At 61.1% G+C, this 22,035-nt stretch carries 23 protein-coding genes and 1 other RNA gene; 17 read left to right on the forward strand and 7 right to left on the reverse strand.

What is annotated here, in order from left to right; translation table 11 throughout:
* Positions 1 to 4: 4 nt before the first annotated feature.
* Positions 5 to 1,048 (reverse strand): iron chelate uptake ABC transporter family permease subunit, encoded by a 1,044-nt coding sequence (locus M5J09_RS09450; protein WP_010189115.1) that lies wholly within the window; start codon positions 1,046 to 1,048, stop codon positions 5 to 7.
* Positions 1,048 to 2,151 carry an iron ABC transporter permease gene (locus tag M5J09_RS09455; RefSeq protein WP_257157670.1) on the reverse strand — a complete coding sequence of 368 codons (1,104 nt, stop codon included), beginning with the start codon at positions 2,149 to 2,151 and terminating at the stop codon, positions 1,048 to 1,050. The genes M5J09_RS09450 and M5J09_RS09455 overlap by 1 nt, the downstream gene beginning before the upstream one ends.
* 126 nt (positions 2,152 to 2,277) lie before the next feature.
* Here M5J09_RS09455 and M5J09_RS09460 point away from each other — a divergent pair, with 126 nt between their 5' ends.
* From M5J09_RS09460 to M5J09_RS09470, 3 genes are all read left to right on the forward strand, one after another.
* Entirely contained in the window at positions 2,278 to 2,430 is a 153-nt protein-coding gene (locus M5J09_RS09460) for a hypothetical protein (RefSeq protein WP_227485943.1), read from the forward strand.
* Between the two features lie 144 nt (positions 2,431 to 2,574).
* Positions 2,575 to 3,330: an ABC transporter substrate-binding protein gene (locus tag M5J09_RS09465; RefSeq protein WP_257157687.1), complete on the forward strand. Its 756-nt coding sequence runs from the start codon at positions 2,575 to 2,577 to the stop codon at positions 3,328 to 3,330.
* 89 nt (positions 3,331 to 3,419) lie between these two features.
* On the forward strand, positions 3,420 to 3,833 hold the full coding sequence (locus tag M5J09_RS09470) for an ABC transporter substrate-binding protein (protein ID WP_042529910.1): 414 nt from the start codon (positions 3,420 to 3,422) through the stop codon (positions 3,831 to 3,833).
* A 101-nt stretch (positions 3,834 to 3,934) separates the two neighbouring features.
* Here the strand turns inward: M5J09_RS09470 and M5J09_RS09475 are convergent, their stop codons facing one another.
* Complete coding sequence (locus M5J09_RS09475) at positions 3,935 to 4,354, reverse strand: NUDIX domain-containing protein (RefSeq protein ID WP_042529912.1); 420 nt, start codon at positions 4,352 to 4,354, stop codon at positions 3,935 to 3,937.
* A 188-nt stretch (positions 4,355 to 4,542) separates the two neighbouring features.
* On the opposite strand from M5J09_RS09475, the gene M5J09_RS09480 reads away from it, so the two are divergent.
* A complete protein-coding gene (locus M5J09_RS09480; RefSeq protein WP_042529913.1) occupies positions 4,543 to 5,733 on the forward strand; it encodes a S1 family peptidase in 1,191 nt (396 codons plus the stop codon).
* Positions 5,734 to 5,847: 114 nt separating this feature from the next.
* Here M5J09_RS09480 and hisN read toward each other — a convergent pair whose 3' ends face one another.
* Complete coding sequence (gene hisN / locus M5J09_RS09485; protein WP_257157671.1) at positions 5,848 to 6,621, reverse strand: histidinol-phosphatase; 774 nt, start codon at positions 6,619 to 6,621, stop codon at positions 5,848 to 5,850.
* Positions 6,614 to 7,441, reverse strand: coding sequence for an inositol monophosphatase family protein (locus M5J09_RS09490; RefSeq protein ID WP_257157672.1), 828 nt, complete (start codon positions 7,439 to 7,441; stop codon positions 6,614 to 6,616). Before M5J09_RS09490 ends, hisN begins: the two co-directional genes overlap by 8 nt.
* Before the next feature lie 69 nt (positions 7,442 to 7,510).
* Here M5J09_RS09490 and prfB point away from each other — a divergent pair, with 69 nt between their 5' ends.
* From prfB to M5J09_RS09515, 5 genes are all read left to right on the forward strand, one after another.
* Positions 7,511 to 8,617: a peptide chain release factor 2 gene (gene prfB, locus M5J09_RS09495; protein ID WP_042529919.1), complete on the forward strand. Its 1,107-nt coding sequence runs from the start codon at positions 7,511 to 7,513 to the stop codon at positions 8,615 to 8,617.
* A gap of 33 nt (positions 8,618 to 8,650) precedes the next feature.
* Positions 8,651 to 9,340 (forward strand): cell division ATP-binding protein FtsE, encoded by a 690-nt coding sequence (gene ftsE, locus M5J09_RS09500; RefSeq protein ID WP_042529921.1) that lies wholly within the window; start codon positions 8,651 to 8,653, stop codon positions 9,338 to 9,340.
* Positions 9,341 to 10,243, forward strand: a complete 903-nt coding sequence (gene ftsX, locus M5J09_RS09505; RefSeq protein WP_257157673.1) for a permease-like cell division protein FtsX — start codon at positions 9,341 to 9,343, stop codon at positions 10,241 to 10,243. It begins immediately after the preceding gene.
* Positions 10,244 to 10,353: 110 nt separating this feature from the next.
* Complete coding sequence (smpB, locus tag M5J09_RS09510) at positions 10,354 to 10,860, forward strand: SsrA-binding protein SmpB (RefSeq protein WP_042529925.1); 507 nt, start codon at positions 10,354 to 10,356, stop codon at positions 10,858 to 10,860.
* A 25-nt stretch (positions 10,861 to 10,885) separates the two neighbouring features.
* Positions 10,886 to 11,242: a DUF488 domain-containing protein gene (locus M5J09_RS09515; RefSeq protein WP_042529926.1), complete on the forward strand. Its 357-nt coding sequence runs from the start codon at positions 10,886 to 10,888 to the stop codon at positions 11,240 to 11,242.
* A 7-nt stretch (positions 11,243 to 11,249) separates the two neighbouring features.
* On the opposite strand, the gene M5J09_RS09520 is transcribed toward M5J09_RS09515, so the two are convergent.
* A complete protein-coding gene (locus M5J09_RS09520; RefSeq protein ID WP_257157674.1) occupies positions 11,250 to 12,521 on the reverse strand; it encodes a septum formation initiator in 1,272 nt (423 codons plus the stop codon).
* 210 nt (positions 12,522 to 12,731) lie between these two features.
* Between M5J09_RS09520 and ssrA the strand changes: the two genes are divergently transcribed.
* Positions 12,732 to 13,111, forward strand: a transfer-messenger RNA (tmRNA) gene (ssrA, locus tag M5J09_RS09525).
* Between the two features lie 82 nt (positions 13,112 to 13,193).
* Here ssrA and M5J09_RS09530 read toward each other — a convergent pair.
* Positions 13,194 to 13,727, reverse strand: coding sequence for a hypothetical protein (locus M5J09_RS09530; RefSeq protein WP_257157675.1), 534 nt, complete (start codon positions 13,725 to 13,727; stop codon positions 13,194 to 13,196).
* Between the two features lie 156 nt (positions 13,728 to 13,883).
* Between M5J09_RS09530 and M5J09_RS09535 the strand changes: the two genes are divergently transcribed.
* The 7 genes from M5J09_RS09535 to M5J09_RS09565 all read left to right on the forward strand — a co-directional run bounded on the left by M5J09_RS09535 (position 13,884) and on the right by M5J09_RS09565 (position 21,820).
* Positions 13,884 to 14,501, forward strand: coding sequence for a DJ-1/PfpI family protein (locus M5J09_RS09535; protein ID WP_257157676.1), 618 nt, complete (start codon positions 13,884 to 13,886; stop codon positions 14,499 to 14,501).
* 302 nt (positions 14,502 to 14,803) lie between these two features.
* Positions 14,804 to 16,483, forward strand: coding sequence for an AbgT family transporter (locus tag M5J09_RS09540; RefSeq protein WP_257157677.1), 1,680 nt, complete (start codon positions 14,804 to 14,806; stop codon positions 16,481 to 16,483).
* 4 nt (positions 16,484 to 16,487) lie between these two features.
* A complete protein-coding gene (locus tag M5J09_RS09545; protein WP_257157678.1) occupies positions 16,488 to 17,852 on the forward strand; it encodes a M20 family metallopeptidase in 1,365 nt (454 codons plus the stop codon).
* A gap of 101 nt (positions 17,853 to 17,953) precedes the next feature.
* Positions 17,954 to 18,985, forward strand: a complete 1,032-nt coding sequence (locus M5J09_RS09550; protein ID WP_042529939.1) for a siderophore ABC transporter substrate-binding protein — start codon at positions 17,954 to 17,956, stop codon at positions 18,983 to 18,985.
* Positions 18,986 to 19,140: 155 nt separating this feature from the next.
* On the forward strand, positions 19,141 to 20,013 hold the full coding sequence (locus tag M5J09_RS09555; protein WP_374982120.1) for an ABC transporter permease: 873 nt from the start codon (positions 19,141 to 19,143) through the stop codon (positions 20,011 to 20,013).
* Complete coding sequence (locus M5J09_RS09560) at positions 20,010 to 21,068, forward strand: iron chelate uptake ABC transporter family permease subunit (RefSeq protein ID WP_084226161.1); 1,059 nt, start codon at positions 20,010 to 20,012, stop codon at positions 21,066 to 21,068. Before M5J09_RS09555 ends, M5J09_RS09560 begins: the two co-directional genes overlap by 4 nt.
* Complete coding sequence (locus tag M5J09_RS09565; RefSeq protein ID WP_257157679.1) at positions 21,065 to 21,820, forward strand: ABC transporter ATP-binding protein; 756 nt, start codon at positions 21,065 to 21,067, stop codon at positions 21,818 to 21,820. The genes M5J09_RS09560 and M5J09_RS09565 overlap by 4 nt, the downstream gene beginning before the upstream one ends.
* Positions 21,821 to 22,035 lie beyond the last annotated feature (215 nt).

The following is a 22,035-nucleotide window of genomic DNA, read 5'->3' on the forward strand; positions in this document are numbered from 1 at the left end:
TCGTCTACTTTCGTGTTCGAGTTTGCTGCCAGAGCAGCCAGATGAGGAAAGGTCCGCCGATGACCGAGGTGATGATGCCCACCGGGATCTCCCAGCCGAAGGCACAGCGGGCGATGAGGTCGGACACGCACACGATGATTGCGCCCATGGCCGCCGATGTCCCCAGGGGCGGCGCCCCGACCCGCGCCAGGCGCGCGGAGATCTGCGGGGCGACGAAGGCCACGAAGCCCACCGGGCCCACGGCGGAGACGGTCACCGCGGCCAGTAGAACTGAGACGATGAGCAGTGCCGCGTTGATCTTCTTCAAGGGGGCGCCGAGGGCTTGGGCGGAATCCTCGCCGAGCTCCAGCGCGGGCAGATCGATGGCGATGCGGGCTAGCACTAGGCCACACACCACGAGCATGCCCAGGGTGGGCCATAGGTGCTCGAAGGTGCAGCCGTTGAGCGAGCCGACCATCCACACCTTGGCCGCGGCCGCGGTGTTGAGATCTGTGGCGGCCAACATGTACGTGACCAGGGCGTGGAGGAAGGCGTTGCCGCCGATGCCCACGAGGACGAGGCGGAACATATCCACCCTGCCGCGCCGGGACAGCATCCAGATGGCCGCGCCGGTGGCGAGACCGCCGGCCATGGCGGCGAGCGGGATGCCGACGTAGGCGCCGAACGCCCCGCCGGCCCCGGCAGATCCTCCGAAGACCATGATGGCCACGGCCGCCACGGTGGCGCCCTGGTTGATGCCCAGGATGTCCGGGCTGGCCAGGCCGTTGCGGGCGATGCGCTGCGTGATGGCGCCGGAGAGCCCCAGCGCGGCGCCGACGGCTAGACCCACGAGCGAGCGGGCCAGGCGCCAGTCGATGACGACGGTGCGCTCGAGCTTGTTTCCGCCGCCCGCCAGCACGCCGATGACCTCGGCGGGGTTAAGGGGGAACTCGCCGATGCCGAGGCTGATGACCCACACGAGCGCGCTCGCGACCACGATGGCCGCGGTCCAGGCTTGCGTGCGCGGGTGGTAGAGGAAGCTGAACTTTCCGAGGCTGAGGTACTTCATTACAGGCTCACCACCGTTCGGTGCCGGACGAGCCAGATAAACGCCGGCCCGCCGAGCAGCGCGATGACGATGCCCGCCTGGAGCTCGCCGGGGCGCATGATGAGGCGGCCCACGATGTCGGCGCCGAGCAACAGGCAGGCGCCCGCCAGCGCGGAGTAGGGGGTCACCCACTTGTAGTCCGGGCCGGTGATGCCGCGGGCGACGTGGGGCACCACGAGACCGATGAAGCCGATGGGGCCCGCGGCTGCCGTGGCCGCGCCGGCCAGCAGGGTGATGGCCACGAAGCCCAGGATATTGGCGCGGGCAACGTTGGTGCCCAGCGCCTGCGCGGCCTCCGCGCCCAGATTGAGGATGTTGAGCGTCGGGCCCAGCGCCAGCGCTAGTACCGCGCCGATGGCGAGCGGCACGAGCGCAGGGGTGGTGATGTCGAAGCCGCGTCCGGTGACGGACCCCGCTTGCCAGAAGCGGAGGGTGTCGAGCGCGTTGGGATCGATGTAGACGATGGCCGACGTGGCCGCCGCGAGGACGGCGGACAGGGCGGAACCCGCGAGGACGAGGCCCAGGGTGTCGCCGCGACCGATGCCGCCGGCGGAGAGCCCGAAGACGAGCAGCGCCGCCAGGCCCGCGCCGAGGAAGGCGAGGAAAAGGTGCGACTGCATGGACGTCAGTCCGAAGAGGAAGATGCCCGCCGAGACGAAGAGTGCGGCGCCCGCATTGATGCCGAGTAGTCCAGGGTCCGCGAGCGGGTTGCGGGTCAGGCCTTGAACGAGTGTGCCGGCTAGTCCGAGCGCAGCTCCGACGACGATGGCGAGCACGGTGCGCGGGATGCGCATGGTGGCAAGGATTCCGGCGATCTCGGCGACGCTGCTGCCCACGGTGCCGGCGGCCTGGGCGGTGTCGGTGTGCCCGCGCAGGATCTCCCAGGCGGTGGGCCAGGCCTGGGTGAGCTCTGAGATGGAGGTCGCCTTGGCGCCCAGTGCCAGGCTGGCGAAGACGAGGGCGACGAGTGTGGCCACGAGGAGGGCTAGGCCGAGGAGTCGTCTGCTGTGGCCCGCGGCGCGCGGGGTGCCCGCGGCCGGTGTCGGCAGAGTCGTCGATGTCATGTAGGTAAGGATAACCTTATTTCGACGATGTACGTGAATTGTCTCTCCTTGCTGGAGGTTCGTCGGCTTGAGATAGGTTCACCTAATGTTGGTTAGGCTATCTTTTCTCAATTCGACAGGCCTTTTATGCCTCTGCGGACTTCCCGCACTCGTCGCTCGGCCGCGGTATTCCTGTCGCTCGCCCTTGTCGGCTGGGGTGCGGCCGCATGCTCGTCGGACCCCGATTCCGGTGCGGCCGACAACTCGGTGGCGGCATCGTCGGCATCGTTGGCGCAGTAGGCATCGGCTGACGGCGACGCCGCGGCCTATCCGGTCACAGTGGCCACCAAGTTCGGTGACGTCACCGTCGAGGAGGCCCCGCGGCGCGTGGTGGCCCTGGGGTGGGGTGATGCGGAGGTGGCGTTATAGCTGGGCGTCGAGCCCATCGCCGCGGCCGACTGGCTCTCCTTCGGTGGCGACGGCGTAGGCCCCTGTGTAGAACACGGCTACACGCAGTCGCCGGAGATCCTCGGCACGACCGACGTGAATTACGAGGCGGTGGCGGCGCTCGAGCCCGACCTCATCCTCGACGTGCGCTCGTCCGGTGACCAGGAGCGTTACGACATGCTCTCCGCCATCGCGCCGGTCATCGGCGTCTCGGTGGGCGGCGACAAGTATAAGACGTCGCGCGACGAGCAGCTCACCATGATCGGCGCCGCTTTGGGCAAGCCTGCGGAGGCGCAGGAGCAGATCGAGCAGTTGCAGGAGCGCATCTCGGGCATCGCCGCGGATCATCCGGAGTGGTCGGGCACGACCTTCGCCGTTCTCGGCCGCACGGCCACGACGTGGGGTGCCTACAACGACGGCACCAACCGCGCAGATCAGCTCATCGAGCTCGGCTTCTCGCTCAACCCCTGGGTGAAGTCGCAGTCGGCGTCCGCGAAGAATATCTCGGTCCCGCTCTCGGGGGAGACCCTGTCCAACGCGGACTCGGATGTCGTCATTGCGCAGGCCGTGTCCACGGACATCTCCACGGTGGAGACGGACCCGGCGTGGATGGGCCTGCCCGCGGTCCGCGAGGGGCGCGCCATCGTCATGCCGAAGGAGCTTTCGCAGGCCTTCTCGCTCGCGACAGCAGAGTCCACCAACTACGCCTTGGACGAGCGGGTGCCGCTGCTGGAGGATATCGTTCCTGTGTAGCAGTCCTAGCCTGCCGGTAATTCGCGCATGGGAGATGGGCAAGGCCCAGCTACGCGGCACATCGTTTCCTTTCTATACAAGTACCTCTCGTGAACTCTTGTCCTGCCTCCGTGCGCGTGTTCGGCGTCGTCGCTGTGCTCGCCCTCGGCCTGGCCGCCTGCTCCTCGAGCGCGGCCTCCGCCTCCAACTCGGACAACGCGGCATTCCCGGCCACCATCTCCACCAAGTTCGGCGACGTCACCATTGACGAGGCCCCGCGGCGCGTCGTGGCCCTGGGCTGGGGCGACGCCGAGCTGGCGCTCTCGCTCGGCGTGCAGCCGGACCTTCTCCTCATCCTTGATGTTCGTTCCTCGGGCGATCGAGAGCGCTACGACACACTGTCGGCCATCGCGCCGGTCGTGGGCATCCCGGAGGGCGCAGACAACTGGCTGACGGATCGCTCCACCCAGCTTGAGTGGTGGGGGAGACAGCAGAAAGCGTGCCATCAGTGCTGTCGTCGGTGATGCAGCCGGCCAGTGCAAGGGCAAGGGAATCGGCGGCGAGAACGGGGAGTAGTCGCTGCGTAATCATGGTGGGGAGTCTAGACGTTATGGACTTAGAGTTCCTACAGGGCGGGGAATACCCTCTCCTTGAGTAACGGGGCGATTTCGACATCCGGAGCGGCGGGATCGACCCACGCGAGCTCAGCAATCTCCTTGTCGGGATGCGCGACGGAGATTTCTTCTTCGTAGACATAGACGTGCGCGTGGATGGTCTCTGGTGCACCGTTGGCAGCCGACGATACGTAGGTGGCGAGGCGACGCAATTTCGACATATCAATCACAGCACGCACTGCCTCATGGGCGATGAGCTGGGCCGCGCGGGCGGGATCGATGGTGGTGTCAATGGAGCCGAAAGGCAGGACGAATTCTGGGGTAGACGTAGCGCGAATGACAAGAACGCGGCCGTGGGTATCACGCAGGACAATGGCGACAATTTCTGAAATGTCTGCAGTAGATGATGGCGAGGTGGGGTTCTCAGACATACCTCCATTGTAGGTCTGGGCGGGGGTAGGGAACTGTGGTGAAAGAAAAGAGGGGGCACCCGAAAGCTGTCAGTAATGTAACGGGTTGGACACAGTCCCACACGTTAGAAACGCGGGACCATACTCGCGTGGCATCATGGGTAAGTCTTATAGACCAATACGAGAAGAAGTGAAAGAGGAATTGCGTAATGCGAAAAATCCCGCACCTTAAGAAAGTCCTTGTGGGCTCGGCTTTCGCAGGTGCGTTTTTCCTGGGTAACCCGGTGGCCGGCGCCCAGGAACTCCCCACCATCCCGGAGCTTGACTCGGCGGGCGTCGTGGACCAGGTGCGTGCGGACTTGAATTCCGTGGGCATTGAGACCAAGCCAGTAGACGCTGCGCTTACCGACGTCCTCGATACCGCCGTCAACGGCGCCGCTGCGGCAGCGGCACAGGACGCCTCCAACGCGATTGCGTCTGCGGTAAATTCCCCTGTGGCTCGCCAGGTTGCGGACCAGGCACAACTGCCAGCCCTCCCGACGGGGGAGGATTACGCTGGTGTCGATGCCATTACGGGGGAACCGCTGACCAATCCGGAGCCGATTGGTCTCCTGCAGGAGGCCACGCAGCCAGACTTCGTGCCAAAGGGCACTGACCCGAACTACGTGTGGAAAAATGACTCGTTCTCCAAGATTGCGGCTGGCAAGCCGCAGGCGGACTATGTCCTGCACCGAGTGCCTGGTTCTTTCTACGATGCTCCGCAGATTCCGGAGGAATCCAACACCGCGATGACGAACGGTAAGTCCCTCTACGGACCTGGAACTCCGCTCTACATCAGCGAAGACACCATGTGCACGCTGACTGCGGCGGGAACCGATGCTGAAGGCCGTAAGGTTGGCATCACTGCTGGTCACTGCGGCAACGTTGGTGACCCGGTGTCTTCGGCGGATTCCTGGCAGGTCGGCCCCACCGGCACGCTGGTGAGCAAGAACACCTACCTGGATTACTCGCTCATTGAGTTCGGTTCGGATGCTGAAGTCACCCGCAGCTACAACGGCGTGACTGCCTACGGCGTCGGTGGCACGACGAAGCCGGGGGATATCACCTGTAAGCGCGGCGTAGCCACCGGCACCACCTGCGGTATGACCTTCCAGCACGGTAAGCAGATCTCCGTCAATCAGGTCTGCGCCATGGTCGGTGATTCCGGCGCTCCAGTCTTCCGTGACGGACGCATCGTCGGCTCGATTTCCCGCGGTTTGTTCCCGGGCCTGCCGTCGTGCCGCACCCCGTGGCAGGGTGCGCTGCACAACCCGACGGTTGTAGCGAACACCGATGCTATTGTGGCGGATCTGAACCGGCGCGAGGGTGTGGGTTCTGGATTCACGCTTCCGGAGAACTAGAAGTACGTTTCTAACATTTAAGGCCCCGGATCGTTAAAGATCTGGGGCCTTATTTGATCGAAGTGACCTACGCGGCGCGGTTCGCTGGGGTGCGACGCTGGGGCGCCGCGCGGGCTAGGAGAGGGCGGTGAGGGCGGCGTCGTGAAGCTTGCCGTTGGAGGCAAGCGCGGAGCCGCCGTGGGGGCCGTCCTCGCCGCGAACGTTGGTGAAGCGGCCGCCGGCCTCAGTCACCAGAAGGGCCGGGGCAGCCAGGTCCCAGAGAGAGACCTCGGGCTCGGCAGTAATGTCGACAGCGCCCTCGGCAACTAGGCAGTAGTTCCAGAAGTCACCGTAGCCGCGCAGGCGCCAGACCTTGTCGGTGAGAGAGACGAAGGCGTCGCGGGATAGGCCCCAGCCGGCCAGCGAGCTCATGGCTAGGGACGCATTCTCCAGAGCAGCGACCTCGGAGACGCGCAGGCGCTTGGGCTCACCGCCGAAGACACGGAAGGCGCCAGTGCCCTTGGCCGCGTACCAGCGGCGGCGAAGAGCTGGGGCAGAGATGACGGAGACGACTGGTTCGCCATCTTCAAGCAATGCGATCAGGGTGGCCCACACAGGCACGCCGCGAACGAAGTTCTTGGTGCCGTCGATGGGGTCGATGACCCACTGGCGGCCCTCGTAGCAGGCTTCGCCGCCAAATTCTTCGCCCAAGACCTCATCGCGCGGGCGGGAGCGCTTCAATGCCTCACGAATGGCCTTTTCGCAGGCCAGATCTGCATCTGAGACTGGGGTCATGTCCGGCTTGTCCTTGACCGAAAGGTCTGTGGCTTCAAAGCGGTGCATGGTGACAGCATCCGCGTGGCCTGCCATCTCTAGGGCCAGGCCGAGGTCCTCTTTGTACTTACCCACGGAGCCATTCCTCCATCTGATCGACTACCTGTTTATTACCCGCGATACACCATTCCACACCGCCGGCAGTAACCTTGCGCGCCGCGCCGCCAGCAGCAAGCACAAGCGCCTGACCGGGGAACCAATCCCAGTCTTTAACGGAGTGCTGCATCCATGCTCCCCACGTGCCGTCAGCCACAGAGGACAGGTCGACGGAGCCAGCACCCAACATGCGCACGGTGGCAAAGTGCGGGGCCACCTTCTCCCAGGCTGCGGAAATCTTCGGGTCGGTGATGCTTGAAGGGTGGAGGTACGTGGAGAGGCAGAGGTCTTCCGCGGGGACGTCGACAAGCGGCGTCACCTCCATGCCGTCCAGGGTCGTGGCGTGGTCTCGGCCGCCGAACCACGTGTAGCCCATGGCGGGGCGGTGGACGGCGCCGAGGATGACCCCAGAGGAATCGGTAAGCGCCAGTGCGGAGCACCAGTAGTCGAAGCCGGAGGCGAAGTTGAAGGTGCCGTCGACTGGGTCGATGACCCAGGTGCGGCCGGACTTCGACTCACGGTTAGCGCCCTCCTCGCCGACGATGCCGTCCTCGCCGCGCAGAGCTTCGAGGACGCCCGCGACGAAGCGCTCGGCGGCAAAGTCGGCGTCAGTGACGACATCCGCACGGTCTGTCTTCTGGGATACGTCCACACCCTGTTCGCGCAGGCGCCAGGCTAGGCGGCCGGCGTTGTAGACGAGCGCCTGGGCAAGGTGGGCATCAGTATCGTCCGCATGGGCAACGATGAAGGTCTTGATGATGGCATCGATCATCTCGGTGAGGCTTGGCTGGTCACTCATGCCGCCTATTGTCGCGCTAAATGCGGCCGATGGCTAATCAGAGGGCAAGAATAAGTAGAGTAGGGGGCTATGCGTCCGGAACAAACAGCACGACTTGAGGAACTCAGCGCCACCTTGACCTCCATTGAAAAGGTGATGGACCCGGAAGCGGTGTCCGAGCGCGTGCGCGAGCTTGAGGCCCAAGCGGGGGACCCGTCGCTGTGGGACGACCCCGACCACGCGCAACAGGTGACCTCGTCGCTCTCGGCGGAGCAGGCGAAACTGCGCAAGCTCTCCTCCCTGCGTGGGAGGATCGAGGACCTGCCCGTCATGTCTGAGCTAGCGGAAGAAGAGGGCGACGAGGCCTCCCAGGAGCTGGTGGAGGCTGAGCTTGAGGAGCTCGGTGCGGCCATCGAGTCGCTGGAAGTTACCACGATGCTCTCGGGCGAATATGACGAGCGTGAGGCGGTTATCAACATCCGCTCCGGCGCCGGAGGTGTGGATGCCGCGGACTGGGCGGAGATGCTCATGCGCATGTACACCCGTTGGGCTGAAAAGAACGGGCACAAGGTGGATGTCTATGACATTTCTTATGCCGAGGAAGCAGGCATCAAGTCCGCCACCTTTGTGGTGCATGGCGAATACATGTACGGCCAGCTCTCCGTCGAGCAGGGTGCGCACCGCCTCGTACGCATCTCACCTTTTGACAACCAGGGACGCCGCCAGACCTCCTTCGCAGAGGTAGAGGTACTGCCAGTGGTGGAGCAGACGGACTCCATCGAGGTCCCAGACTCCGAGGTGCGCGTGGATGTTTACCGTTCCTCGGGCCCGGGTGGTCAGTCGGTGAACACGACCGACTCGGCAGTTCGCCTTACCCATATCCCGACGGGCATCGTGGTGACCTGTCAGAACGAGAAGTCCCAGATTCAGAACAAGGCCTCGGCGATGCGCGTGCTGCAGGCAAAGTTGCTGGAGCGCAAGCGTCAGGAAGAGCGCGCGGAGCTCGATGCGCTGGGCGCGGGCGGCAATGCCTCCTGGGGCAACCAGATGCGCTCTTATGTGTTGCATCCGTACCAGATGGTCAAGGATCTCCGGACGAATTACGAGGTCGGTGACCCATCCAAGGTGCTCGATGGTGACATTGACGGCTTCCTGGAGGCTGGTATTCGCTGGCGTATGGCGGAGAATGAGGCCTAGGCTTAAGTGACGTTTGTTGCTAATGTTGCTTGAGTGATCACTTTTGAGAATGTGTCCAAGGTCTATGCGACGTCGACTAGGCCCGCGCTAGACAACGTGTCCTTCGAGATAGACGATGGCGAATTCGTCTTCCTTATTGGCCCCTCTGGCTCGGGAAAGTCCACCTTTCTGCAGTTAATGGTGCGCGAAACTAACGTGAGCTCCGGTGACATTCACTTTGGGGACTTCCACGTCAACGCGCTCAAGGGCGGTCAGATCAACCAGCTGCGCCAGTCCATCGGTTACGTCTTTCAGGATTTCCGCCTTCTTCCCAAACTCAATGTCTACGACAACGTGGCTTTCGCGTTGCAGGTCATTGGCAAGAAGAAGTCGCGTATTGCCAAGCAAGTTCCCGAGGTCCTCGACATGGTGGGCTTGGGGGCTAAGCAGCACCGCATGCCTCATGAACTCTCCGGCGGTGAACAGCAGCGCGTGGCCATTGCACGTGCCTTTGTCAACCGTCCTAAGCTGCTGCTTGCCGACGAACCCACGGGCAACCTCGATCCCGCCACCGCCGCGGAAATCATGGCCCTGCTGACGAAGATCAACCGCCGCGGCACCACCGTGGTGATGTCGACGCACAATGCGCGCGCGGTCAACGATGCCCGCCAGCGAGTCCTTGAGCTGCACAATGGAACGCTCGTCCGCGATGAGAAGAACGCAATGTACGGGGAGGCGCTCTAAATGAATTTGGGTTTTGTTTTTCGCGAGGCCGTTAAAGGCTTGGGCCGCAACATCACGATGACCATCGCCATGGTGATCACCACGGCTATTTCCGTTGCTCTGGTGGTGGCTGGTGTTCTTGTCACGCAGATGACGAATGACACTAAAGACATCTACCTCGAGCAGGTAGAGGTTATGGTGCAGCTCAACGAGGACATCTCCGCACACGACCCTGAGTGCACAGACGCGGCGTGTTCCGGATTGAGGAAGAAGCTGGAGGCGGATGACGATATCGAATCCGTTGACTACCGCAGCCAAAAAGAATCCTATGACCGCTTCGTGGAGCTGTTTAAGGAAACCGATCCGGTCATGGTGAAGGAGACCTCGCCGGATGCGCTGCCGGCCGCCTTCCACGTGCGCCTGAGGGATCCAACGGACACCGCGCCTATCGACGCCATCGCGGAGGACCCCGCCGTAAGCGAAATCATCGACCAGCAGGAGGATGTGCGCAGCGCTGCCGGCAACCTCGACGCCATCCGCAATGCCACCTTCATTCTGGCTGCGGTGGTGGCGTTGGCCGCCATCATGCTCATCGCCAACATGGTGCAGATTGCAGCCTTCCAGCGTCAGCGTGAAACCGCGATTATGCGCATCGTGGGCGCCTCGCGCTGGATTACCCACGCACCGTTCATCGTGGAAGCGGTTCTGGGCGCGATTGGCGGGGTTATCCTCGGCGGCGCCGGCGTTCTCTTGGGGAAGAACGTGGTCCTCGACCCCGCACTGAAAGACCTCTATCAGAAGCAACTGCTGGCTCCGGTGACGTCGGGCGACGTGTGGACGGCACTTCCCATCGTTGGCCTCGTAGCGCTGCTTTTCGCCGCGCTGACCGCCCAGGTGACGATGCGCGCTTACGTTCGTACCTAAGCCCGACCGTGGTCTGTGGAAGGCTGGGGCTCTACTACGAAAAGCCTTCTCCCTCCGCGGTGGAACCAGATGTGGTTTTTGCCTGGCAGTGGCGTAACATAGTCCGAACTATGGCGAAGAAGGCAAAGAAGAAAAAAGGGGCAGCGGCCGATAATAATTCGACCCTGGCCACCAACCGACGTGCCCGCCACGACTACACCATCCTCGATACCGTGGAATGCGGCATGGTGCTCGTGGGCACCGAGATTAAGTCGATGCGCGAAGGCAAGATTTCCCTAGCGGATTCCTTCGCCACTATCGACGATGGTGAGGTCTACATCCGCAACCTCCACATCCCGGAGTACTCCCAGGGCACGTGGACGAATCACTCGCCGAAGCGCACGCGCAAGCTGCTGCTGCACCGACGTGAGATTGACAAGCTCATGGGCCAGGTGCGCGATGGCAACAAGACCCTGATCCCGCTCAAGGTCTATCTGAAAAATGGCCGCGCCAAGTGCGAGTTGGGCTTGGCCAAGGGTAAGCAGGATTACGACAAGCGCGAAGCGATTAAGCGCCGCGACCAAGACCGTGATATCACCCGTGAACTGGGGCGCCGCGTCAAGGGCATCAACGCCTAGCCAGTGAGCGTCTAGCCTGGGAACCATGATTTACACGGCTAAGGTTCATGACGTTGTTCACGGTGACGAGGAGCTGCGTGGGGAAGCGGTGCTCGTCGATAAGCTCTGGCCCCGCGGCGTGGCCAAAGAACGCCTGGATTATGATCACTGGTTCAAGCACGTGGCTCCCAGCGCGGAGCTCCGGAAATGGTGGGGCCACGACGCTGACAGTTTTGAGGAGTTCGGTCGGCGTTACCGCGCTGAGCTAGATGAGAACGAGAATGAGGAATTGGAGAAGCTGCGCCAGTTTGCGGCAGACGGCGACCTCACCCTTCTCTTCGCCGCCAAGGACCGAAAAATAAACCACGCCGTCGTGCTGAAGGCGTGGTTAGAGGAGAACTAGCGCGGGTCTAGGCAAAGAGGCCCCAGATGGTCGCGCCCACGGCGATGAGGCCAGTGACAACGACGAAGTAGTTGCTGGCACGGGTGCGGAACTGCTTCAGAGCATCGATGCGGTGGATGGCGTACATCGGCAGCAGGTAGAGAATCGACGCGATGAACGGTCCACCGATAGCCTCAATGAGGCCGAGAATCGATGGGTCAATGATGGCGACGACCCAAGCGGACACAAAGATGATGCCGTGCATGACAGAATTGAGCTGCTTTTCTGAGAGCTTCTTCGTCGCGCCCGGTGCCACGGTGCGCAGCAGGAAGTTGCCGCCCTCGGTAGCACCCAGCACGTGTCCGAAGTAGGAGGACACAATGGCCACCATCGCAACGATGGGGGAGAGGAAGGCCAGGACCGGCACGCCGGTGACGTTTGCCAAGTAAGACAGCACCGGCAGGTTCTGCTCGCGAGCCTCCGCTAGGCCGTCTGCGCCCAGCGTCAGCGTGCAGGACCACACAAAGAACATCGTGAACACGGTAAGCAGGATGGCCGTCAGGGCTAGTGCGCGGGAAGCGTTCTCCGAGCTCTTCTCGCGTCCGTGTGCGGCGACCATGGCCAGGGAGAACTGGGAAATGGCGGGAGAGTGGTTAAAGGAGAACACCAGCACCGGAATGATGAGGGCCACCGAACCGACGATGCGCCAGTCATTGTTGCCCACCTCCATGAAAGAGGCGATGTCCCACCGCGGGATGAGGTAAATAGACAGCGCGCCGAGGCAGAAAATGAGCGGATAGACCAGGAACTGCGTCACCGCGAGCACGATGCGTTGGCCGAAGGCAAAGACCACGGTCATCACGCCGACGAGCAGGAAGGACAGCAACGGGCGTGGAATCGTAGGCCCACCCAGCTGGTTGACGATGAAACTGTTGACCGTGTTCGTAATAGACACGCCATAGATCAGCACAATGGGGAAAATTGCGCAGAAATACACCACGGAGATGATGAGGCCTGCGGTTTTGCCGAAATAGTCGGTGACCACGGCCGTGATGTCTTCACCCTGGCGCGGTGATGCGCAAATCATGCGGGCGAGTCCACGGTGGGAGAAGTAGGTCATCGGACCAATCAAAATCGTGGCCACGAGCAGAGGCCAGAAGCCGAAGCTGCCGGCATTGATAGGAAGAAACAGAATGCCAGCGCCGACGGCGGTGCCGAAGAGCGAGATAGCCCATTCGGTATTGCTCGTCGGGCGCTTAGTGGATTCCGGGGAGCTGGAGGTCTCGGTACGTGTGCTCACTTTGCAGCCTTTAACAAAGTAGGTGGACTGGACTCGCATACCTTAACAGCGTTGAAATTGACGTTAATCACAAGGGGGTGCTTATGAAAGCTATGCCTCATGTGGCCTGGGGTGGGGCTTGCGGGAATAGGGGTGTGTGCAGTAGCGTTGAACGAACCGTAGGCGCGTGAAAACGTGTTCTGCGCAGCTTTCACAGCAATGTGTTACTGAGGGGTCGACTTGGTTTCGACTTCGTACATTGAGCCAGGGGAAGCGTGCCGGTGCAGGCTAGAGACCACCGTTAAGCGTCGTAGCAACCAATAAACGCAGAGAAGAACTCTCAGCGTGACTACGCCCTCGCTGCCTAATTACAGCGACGCGTGTCTGTCAGCCTAGGTTTGGTTCCTGACCTAGATCCTGGCATCGACTAAGGAACTTGCCTGACTGGTTTGTTGTTCGGCCGGTTGGGGACTTTGAGAGCAACTGGGCCCATCATCCGGAGCGTGTTTGCCCGAGCCGGAGGGCCGAGTAGAGATCCTGTGCAGACTGCGCACGGAGAAGCCCTGGCAAGATGACGAAGGACCCGGGTTCAATTCCCGGCGGCTCCACCGAAAAACCCCAGCTAGATAGCATTCTAGCTGGGGTTTCTTCTCGTTTATGCCACGTGGTGAAGGAGCCCGCCTTAGCCCCGCCTTAGTTCAGTTCTTCTCGGCACTGTTCCTTGGTCTTGCCGGAGTCGAGGCAGTTTGCCCAGTCAATTTGCCCCTGTACCCATGGGCTAGGCTTGCGGGGCTGTTGCTGTTCTGGCGTGGGCGGAGCGCCTGCGTTTGCCTCTTCTTCGAGGTATTGCTCACCGCCCATGGTGTCGAAGCACCACTGGGAGTAGGAGACGGTGCCATCAGACCAGAGCGCTGGCCCTGGGGTGCCCTCGATGCATTCCACGACGGTGGGTTCTACAGGGGCCTGCTCGACCGCGGGGGCCTCAGCTACTGGAGCGTCAGCTTGCGGGGAGGCCATGGTGGGATCAGGTTCGTCGGCCTTTGGCTTCGTGCTTTCTGCTTCTGTGTTCTCTGGCACGCTAGTGTGTTCCGCGCTCGAGGGTGAGTCAGACGTCTCAGGTGAAGATGAAGCTGCGCTGCTCGTCGGGGAAGGAGCAGGCTCGGTGTCGGAGTTGCACCCAGCTACGGCGATGGCAAGTGCGGTAAGCGCGATGGTGAGCTTCTTCATGCTGATGTCCTTTCGGGAGGAAATTGCTAAAACTCAAGGTCTGGTGAGTGTCGTCGGATTTGTGTGCGGCAGTGGTTATGCCAGTCAGGTTAGCTATCATCGCCGAAGCTACTGTTCCTTACGGGGAATGGTCATCGTCGGACATAGTATTGCTGCATGACTTTTGAGCCACAACGCGTCACTGTTGTCTTGTTTGAAGGCTTTGAGCTTCTCGACGTCTTCGGGCCCGTCCAGCTGCTTCAAGCGGTGCCTGATGTCGCCGTTGTTTTCGCAGGACCGGATGGTGGTCCAGTTGCTAGCTCGCAGGGCGTGGAAGTGGTGCCGACAATCTCTTATGGGCAGATTGAGTCGGCCGACGCCCTCCTCGTCCCGGGCGGAAAGGGAACCCGGAAGCTCGTGGAAGACGAATCTTTTCTGTCGTGGCTTCGTGAGGCGGGTGCACACGCTCCTTGGACTGCCTCCGTGTGCACGGGTTCTGCGGTCCTGGCGGCTGCCGGGCTCTTGGAGGGCTACGCCGCAACGAGCAATAAGCGTGCTTTTAGCTGGGCCACGTCCTTCGGGGGCGATGTGTCCTGGCGGCCGGAGGCGCGGTGGGTGCACGACCGTAATCGATGGACCTCCTCAGGTGTTGCGGCGGGCATGGACATGGCGGTCGCGCTCATTGCGCACCTCACTTCCGAAGTTGTTGCCATCGACGCTGCCAACTTTGTGGAATATGAGCCACACCGCGACAGTGGATGGGATCCTTTTGCGCGGATAAACGGGCTGGTGTAGTCGAGCGGCGACGAAGCTGAGCGTGGGAGCAGAACGTTCGGGCAATCTGTCGACGCTCACGGTAAGTAAGGGGCTAAAAACTGGCGATTTTTGGCCACTATCTACCGTGGGCGTAGTTGGGGAGAGCCTATAGGTATGCGGAGGTGAGCAGACGACGAGAAAGTGGAGTCGGAGCAGGGCTGGCTGAACAAAAATGTGACTCATTCCAAAATTATTTGTTACCCAAGTTACATTCCCGTGGTAGCCTTTCTCCATCAGTGTGACGTGGAGCACTGGGCATAACCCCTACGACAGGAGTATCCATGAACAGCCCAACCAACGCATCGCCACAAGCTGGCGCGGACAGCACAGAAAAGCCGAGATCATCGCAGTCGAGTGCTGTAAAGGTGCAGAAAAGGTCGAAGCAGCAGTCCAGTGGGGGAATCCTTGATAAGTTCCTCAATGGCGTGGAGTACATCGGCAATAAGTTGCCGGAGCCTTTCACCATCTTCCTTATCCTCTTCCTCATTACGGGCGTGCTCTCCACCATCATGGCAGCGATGGGGGTGGAAATTAAGATTCCCGGTTCGGATGAAATTCAGCCGGTTAAAGGCCTGTTTACCGGTGAGGGGCTGACGTGGCTCACCACAACAATGGGGGAGAACTACATCAACTTCCCGCCCCTGGTGACGGTTCTTCCCATCATGTTGGCCGTTGGCGTGGCAGAGCGCTCCGGGATGCTTTCGGCGCTTATTCGTAAGCTTTTTGGTTCCGCGAAGCCGTGGCTGCTCCCGTACGCCGTTGGTGTTATTGGTGTGACGGCCTCTGTCATGGCAGATGCCGCTTTCGTCATTGTCCCGCCGCTGGCCGCCATGGTCTTTAAGGCCGCGGGCCGCCACCCAGTGGCGGGCCTAATTGGTGGCTTCGCTGCGGTAGGCGCAGGTTATTCGACGGCATTGGTGCCGACCTCACTGGATGCCTTGTTCGCGGGTATCACCACCGCGGTGATGGATACGCTGCCGAATACGGAATTCGCGCCGGTCAATGCGATGTCGAATTACTACTTCAACGTGGCCTCCTCCATCGTGTTGGGTGTGCTTGCTGGTCTCATTATTGACAAGGTCATCGAGCCGCGTATGTGGGCGCAGGAGGTACCTACCGAGGAAGAAATTGACCCGGAGGATGCCGCTGAGCGCGGCGACCGCGACGAGAATGGTGAGGAACTCAGCTCGGAGCTGCGCCCGGAGGAGAACAAGGGACTCATCTGGTCCGGCGTCGCGACGGTCATCCTCACCGCCATCATCCTCTTTGCCGTCCTGCTGCCAGAGTCACCGTGGCGCAATGAAGAGGGAGGCTTCCTCCCCAAGTCGCCGCTGCTCAACTCCATTGTCTTTTTGGTTTTCGCGTACTTCTTGGTACTCGGCGTCGTCTACGGCAAGGTCGTGGGCACGGTTAAGGGCATCGAGGACGTTGTCAATATGATGATCGGCGCGCTCAAAGACATGCTGAGCTTCCTCATCCTGGCCTTCATCCTGGGACAATTCGTGGCTCTATTCGCCTGGACAGGCATCGGTACCTTCACTGCGGTGAAGGGCGCGGCCTTCCTCGAGTCCATTGGACTCACCGGCTTCCCGGCCATCTTCGCTTTTATTGCGCTGGCATCCTGCCTGAACCTTCTCATCATCTCCGGTTCCTCCATGTGGACGCTCATGGCGGCGGTCTTCGTGCCGATGTTTGCTCTGTTGGGCTACGAGCCGGCCTTCATCCAGGGCGCCTTCCGCGTCGGTGATTCGGCAACCCAGATCATCACTCCGCTGAACCCCTACATGATTGTCATGCTGGGCTTCCTCCAGCGCTACGAACGGGATGCCGGCCTGGGCACGCTCATGTCGCGCCTCATGCCCTTCGTGATTCCATTCTTTACCGCATGGGCCATCTTGCTGGCCGTCTGGTTCTATGTGGACCTTCCGTTGGGCCCAGGCAACTCGGTCATGATTGGGTAGAGGTATGAGTCAACCCAACAATCCCTCGACGGCGTATCTGGAGGCGATGGAGGGGGACATCGCCAAACGCGTGGCGGCCGCCGCTCCACCCGAGCACCATGGGGAGAACTATGCCGACCAGGCCAAGGTCTGGGATGCGGCCGCGGCGGAGGCTGAGGTTTTGCGCGAGACTGCCGCGCACATTGTGGCGGATCTGCACGCACATCCTGAAACGGCATTTGCGGAGCATCGCTCTATGGCGGTACTCGCAGACATCGTGGAACAACACGGATTCTCCACGCACCGAGGGGCCTATGGCGTGGAGACCGCGTTCGAGGCCTCGTGGCAGAGTGAGGACTTTGACCCAGAGCGCCACCCCACCGTAGCCGTTTTGGCGGAATACGATGCGCTGCCACAGATTGGTCACGCGTGCGGCCACAATGTCATCGCCGCCGCGGGCGTGTGCGGGTTCCTAGCGGCGACGGCAGTGCTTGACTCCACCCCCTTTGCCGGCCGCCTCCTGCTCCAAGGAACCCCAGCTGAGGAAGGGCACTCTGGCAAGGAGTACATGATCCGCGGCGGCAGCCTTGAGGAGGTGGACGCGGCGGTGATGATTCACGGCTTTGGCTATGACATTGGCGCACACGCCTGGGTAGGCCGCCGCATTCTACGCGTGACGTATCGCGGCGTGGCTGCCCACGCGAGCTCCCAGCCCTTCATGGGGCGCAATGCGCTTGATGCTGCAAGCCTGGCCTACCAAGGCATCGGGCTCATGCGCCAGCAGATGCCCCCGTCGGATCGTGTCCACGCCATCATGTCCGGCGGGGACAGGCCCTCCATCATTCCTAGTTCAGCCGAGATGCATATATATGTGCGCTCCTTGGGAACGCGCACTCTCATGGACCTGTCCGGACGTGTTGAGGATATTGTTCGCGGGGCGGCCCTCATGGCTGGAGTGGAGGTGGAGCTCGAGTGGGATGAACACCCCATGACGCTGCCGGTGCGCAACAATTCTGCACTAGTGGAACGTTGGGCGGCCACACAGGCGCGCCGGGGCCGCACGGCTTTGCCGGCGGGGACAGTGCCGGACACGGTGGCGGCGTCGACGGACTTTGGCAATGTCTCTCATTTGGTCCCCGGTCTGCACCCTATGGTGAAAGTCTCACCCGCGGACGTGGCGCTGCATACCGAGGACTTTGCGCGGTGGGCTGCCACGCCCCAGGCGGTCGATGCCGCCGTGGATTCCGCGGCTGGTTTAGCGCAGGTAGCTCTAGATTTCTTGGCGGATGCTGAGCTTCGCCGAGCTGTCCGAGAGGACTTCGATAAAGAGGGGCCGGTAGCGGTGGAGGAGCTGCTTGCGAGAGGGGAAAGTGCCCCCGCGGGGAATTAAGAAACAAAAGTGTGCTTGAAAGGTAACCCTTACATAGGTTAGGTTAGGCGACGACGTTAATTATCGACCGTGGTTAGCCACACCTAAAAAGCAAGGACACTATGTTCACTCTTTCCCGTCGTGTCTTCAGCACGACTACCGCCAAGGTTGCTGCGACCGTCTCCGTGGCAGCGCTTGCGTTGACCGGTTGCTCCTCCAACTCCGCTGAGGAGTCTCCGGAGACTGCTGGGGCCGAGGCCGCCGATGCCTCCACCATCACGCTGGAGGATAACTTTGGTTCGAAGGACGTCACCGCACCAGTGGAGAACCCTGCGGTGACGGATAACCGAGCGTTTGCGGTTCTGGCGCAGTGGGACATCGACCTTGCCGCGGCTCCGCTTCCACTGGTTCCGAAGTCCTTGCGTGACACCTACAACAAGGACACCGTGGACGTCGATCTGGGCTCCCACAAGGAGCCAGACCTTGAAAGCCTTGTGGCTGCCGAGCCGGATGTGGTGTGGAATGGCCAGCGTTTCGAGCCCCACCAGGGCGATATGGAAAAGCTGCTTGAGGACGTATCCGTCCTCGATTTCGAGCCGCGCGAGGGCGAGGACTTCTTCGAGGAGCTCAAGCGCCACACCGAGGCATTGGGCCAGGTCTTCGGCCACGAAGAGGACGCAGCAAAGCTCATTGCGGACTTCGATGCTGCGGCCGATCGCGCTAAGAAGGCCTACGACCCAGAGCAGAAGGTCATGGCTGTCAACACCTCCGGTGGCGAGATTGGCTACATTGCCCCGGGCATCGGCCGCACCTATGGCCCGGTCTTCGACCTACTGGGCCTCAAGCCGGCTCTTGAAGTGGACAATGCCTCTGATGACCATGAGGGCGATGACATCTCTGTGGAGGCTATTGCGCAGTCCAACCCGGATTGGATCCTCATCATGGACCGTGATTCCGCTATCTCCAAGGAAGGTGAGCAGGTCACCCCAGGTGAGAAGCTGGTGAAAGACAACGCTGCGCTCAAGAACGTGTCTGCCGTCAAGGACGGCAACGTCTACGTCGCCCCGCAGGATACTTATATTGATGAGTCCATCATCACCTACACCGAGATTCTCAACGCGCTTGCCGACGCCTTCGACAAGGCCAACGCCTAAGAACCTCAAGAAGCAGAGTGAAAACCGTGACAGTGAGGCCAGATGCACAGGGGGAACGGGGGGACGTCGCTAAGCGCAGCTCCCGCGAACCTGTCCTGACCTGGACGCTGGGCCTTGGTGTGCTCGGCGTCGTTGCGCTGCTCCTGCTGTCCCTCATGGTGGGGGAGTACAGCATCCTCGATAATGAGGATGGCTGGACCATGTTCTTTACCACGCGAGTCCCGCGCACTATCGCCCTCGTTCTGGCCGGCGCGGCCATGGCGATGAGCGGCCTCGTGATGCAGCTGCTCACCCAGAACCGCTTCGTGGAACCCACGACGACTGGTACCACCGAATGGGCCGGGCTGGGTCTGCTTTTTTCTCTCATTCTTTTCCCCCATGCGTCGGTGTTGGTGAAGATGGTGATTTCCGTGGTCTTTGCCTTCGTGGGCACCATGGTCTTCTTCGCTTTTTTGCGCCGAGTGGCACTGCGGTCTTCGCTCATCGTGCCGATCATTGGCATCATGCTCGGCGCCGTGGTCTCCGCCGTCTCTTCGTATGTGGCGCTGCGGACGGACACCTTGCAGCAGCTTGGCATTTGGTTCATGGGATCCTTCACCTCGGTCTACGAGGGGCAATACGAGGTCCTGTGGGTCGTGCTGCTCGTGCTCGTGGCTGTATATCTCTATGCCGACAAGCTCACTGTGGCCGGCTTGGGCGAGGACATCGCCACCAACATTGGTCTGAACTATCAGCGCATGATTCTGTTAGGCACCGGGCTCATCGCGGTGGCCACGGGTGTGGTGACTGTTGTGGTTGGAGCGCTGCCTTTCCTGGGCCTCATCGTTCCCAACGTGGTGAGCATGCTGCGCGGCGACGACCTACGTGCAAACCTTCCGTGGGTTTGCCTGTTGGGCACTGCCACAGTAACGCTGTGTGACATTCTGGGCCGCGTTATCATTTCCCCGTTTGAGATGCCGGTTTCCGTCATCCTGGGCCTGGTGGGGGCCATCGTCTTCGTTGTTTTGATTGTGAGGTCAACCAAGTGAGTGTCTGTATCTCTGTTCCTGCATCGACGACGCAATCCCAATCTCAGCGCGCGCGTCGCAGCGTGGGAAGCTTCCAGTCCGCTGCCGCGGCCCGTAAGTACTGGGTCATCTTGGCCGCTCTCATCGCCGCCGGCCTGCTCTTTGCTTTTGGGCTGTTGGCCTACGACAACCCTATGGACTTTGGCACCCGCAAGTGGTGGCTTATTGCACGCCGCCGCGCAGACGCGGTTACGGCCATGGCAATTGTCGCTGTGTGCCAGGCCGTGGCTACCGTGGCTTTCCACACCGTGACCAACAACCGAATCCTCACGCCCTCCATCATGGGGTTTGAGTCGCTCTACGTGGCGATTAATACCGCGACCATCTTCTTCCTCGGTGCCGCTGGCCTGACCCAGTCCCGTAATGTGGGCGCGTTCCTAGTCCAGCTGGTACTCATGGTGGGCCTTTCCTTGGTCTTGTACTCTTGGCTGCTCACCAGCCGCCGAAACAACATGCACGCGATGCTGCTGGTAGGCATCATTATCGGCGGTGGCTTAGGCTCGCTGTCCACGTTCATGCAGCGCATGTTGACTCCCAGTGAGTTCGATGTGCTCACCGCGCGCCTCTTTGGCTCCGTCAACAATGCGGAGTCCGAGTACTATCCCATCGCCATCCCGTTGGTCATCGTGGTGACGGTCCTGATGTTCCTCAACTCCCGCCGTCTCAATGTGCTGGCACTCGGCCGCGATGCTGCCACGAATCTTGGCGTAAACCACAAGGCCAATGCCATCTACACGCTTATCTTGGTATCCATTCTTATGGCTACGACGACCGCGCTCGTCGGCCCTATGACCTTCTTGGGCTTCCTCGTGGCCACCCTGGCGTACCAGGCTGCGGAGACCTATGACCACCGCTATCTCTTCCCAATGGCTATGGCCACCGCCTTTGCCGTGCTCACCAGTGCCTACTTCTTGATGCAGCACGTCTTTTATGCACAGGGTGTTGTCTCCATCATTATTGAGCTGGTAGGCGGCAGCGTTTTCCTCATCGTCATTCTGCGAAAGGGCAAGCTGTGATCAAGCTTTCGAAGGTCTCGAAGTCCTACTCTGGTGAGACGAACATTGGTCCCATCGATCTGGAGATCCCTACAGGAGGCATCACCGCCCTCATCGGGCCAAACGGTGCCGGAAAATCCACCATGCTCACCATGATTGGCAGGCTTCTCGACGCCGACGAGGGCAGCATCGAAGTTGCCGGATACGACGTGTCCTCCACGAAGTCCGAGGATCTAGCCAAGATCCTGTCCATCTTGCGTCAGGAGAATCACTTCATCACGAAGTTGACCGTGCGCCAGCTGGTGAGCTTCGGCCGCTTCCCCTATTCCAAAGGCCGACTTACGGTCGAGGATGAAGAAATAGTCTCGCGCTACATTGATTTCTTCCGACTAGGGGAGTTGGAGAATCGCTACCTCGATGAGCTCTCTGGTGGTCAGCGCCAGCGCGCCTACGTAGCCATGGTGCTGTGCCAGGAGACGGACTACGTGCTTCTCGACGAACCCCTCAACAACCTCGACATCTCCCATTCAGTGGAGATGATGAAGCACCTGCGAAAAGCAGCCAAGGAATTTGGCCGAACCATCATCATTGTTCTCCACGACATCAACTTCGCTGCGCGCTATGCCGACTACATCTGCGCTGCTAAGGATGGCAACATCGTGGCCTTCGGCGGCCCAGAAGAGATCATGCAGGATGATGTGCTCACCCCAATCTTCGAAACTCCTATCACAGTCATCGATGGTCCGGATGGGCTTTTGGCTTGCTATCACTAAAAACCCGCATAATTCATCGCCTGGTTGGCCGTAGAAATACGAGCTAACCAGGCGATTTGTTGATTGTTGGGGGTGTGCGTATATTAATTCGAGTCGCCGCGAGGTAGCCGGGAGGTTAACTGGTGGTAGATGCTGGACGGTTTGTTTGGCTGCCTGCTGGGTTGGTTTTGACTTGTGTGGGTTGGTTGGGTAGGCTTGTTCGGGCCGCTTGCGGG

This window comes from Corynebacterium sp. BF-R-2, assembly GCF_024586525.1.
Lineage (GTDB): Bacteria > Actinomycetota > Actinomycetes > Mycobacteriales > Mycobacteriaceae > Corynebacterium > Corynebacterium singulare.

Excerpts from the sequence above, each read along its gene's own strand:
- M5J09_RS09450 (WP_010189115.1), bottom strand. The coding sequence starts at position 1,048 with ATGAAGTACCTCAGCCTCGGAAAGTTCAGCTTCCTCTACCACCCGCGC.
- M5J09_RS09455 (WP_257157670.1), bottom strand. The coding sequence starts at position 2,151 with ATGACATCGACGACTCTGCCGACACCGGCCGCGGGCACCCCGCGCGCC.
- M5J09_RS09460 (WP_227485943.1), top strand. The coding sequence starts at position 2,278 with ATGCCTCTGCGGACTTCCCGCACTCGTCGCTCGGCCGCGGTATTCCTG.
- M5J09_RS09475 (WP_042529912.1), bottom strand. The coding sequence starts at position 4,354 with ATGTCTGAGAACCCCACCTCGCCATCATCTACTGCAGACATTTCAGAA.
- M5J09_RS09480 (WP_042529913.1), top strand. The coding sequence starts at position 4,543 with ATGCGAAAAATCCCGCACCTTAAGAAAGTCCTTGTGGGCTCGGCTTTC.
- M5J09_RS09490 (WP_257157672.1), bottom strand. The coding sequence starts at position 7,441 with ATGAGTGACCAGCCAAGCCTCACCGAGATGATCGATGCCATCATCAAG.
- prfB (WP_042529919.1), top strand. The coding sequence starts at position 7,511 with ATGCGTCCGGAACAAACAGCACGACTTGAGGAACTCAGCGCCACCTTG.
- ftsX (WP_257157673.1), top strand. The coding sequence starts at position 9,341 with ATGAATTTGGGTTTTGTTTTTCGCGAGGCCGTTAAAGGCTTGGGCCGC.
- smpB (WP_042529925.1), top strand. The coding sequence starts at position 10,354 with ATGGCGAAGAAGGCAAAGAAGAAAAAAGGGGCAGCGGCCGATAATAAT.
- M5J09_RS09515 (WP_042529926.1), top strand. The coding sequence starts at position 10,886 with ATGATTTACACGGCTAAGGTTCATGACGTTGTTCACGGTGACGAGGAG.
- M5J09_RS09530 (WP_257157675.1), bottom strand. The coding sequence starts at position 13,727 with ATGAAGAAGCTCACCATCGCGCTTACCGCACTTGCCATCGCCGTAGCT.
- M5J09_RS09535 (WP_257157676.1), top strand. The coding sequence starts at position 13,884 with ATGACTTTTGAGCCACAACGCGTCACTGTTGTCTTGTTTGAAGGCTTT.
- M5J09_RS09540 (WP_257157677.1), top strand. The coding sequence starts at position 14,804 with ATGAACAGCCCAACCAACGCATCGCCACAAGCTGGCGCGGACAGCACA.
- M5J09_RS09545 (WP_257157678.1), top strand. The coding sequence starts at position 16,488 with ATGAGTCAACCCAACAATCCCTCGACGGCGTATCTGGAGGCGATGGAG.
- M5J09_RS09550 (WP_042529939.1), top strand. The coding sequence starts at position 17,954 with ATGTTCACTCTTTCCCGTCGTGTCTTCAGCACGACTACCGCCAAGGTT.
- M5J09_RS09555 (WP_374982120.1), top strand. The coding sequence starts at position 19,141 with ATGGTGGGGGAGTACAGCATCCTCGATAATGAGGATGGCTGGACCATG.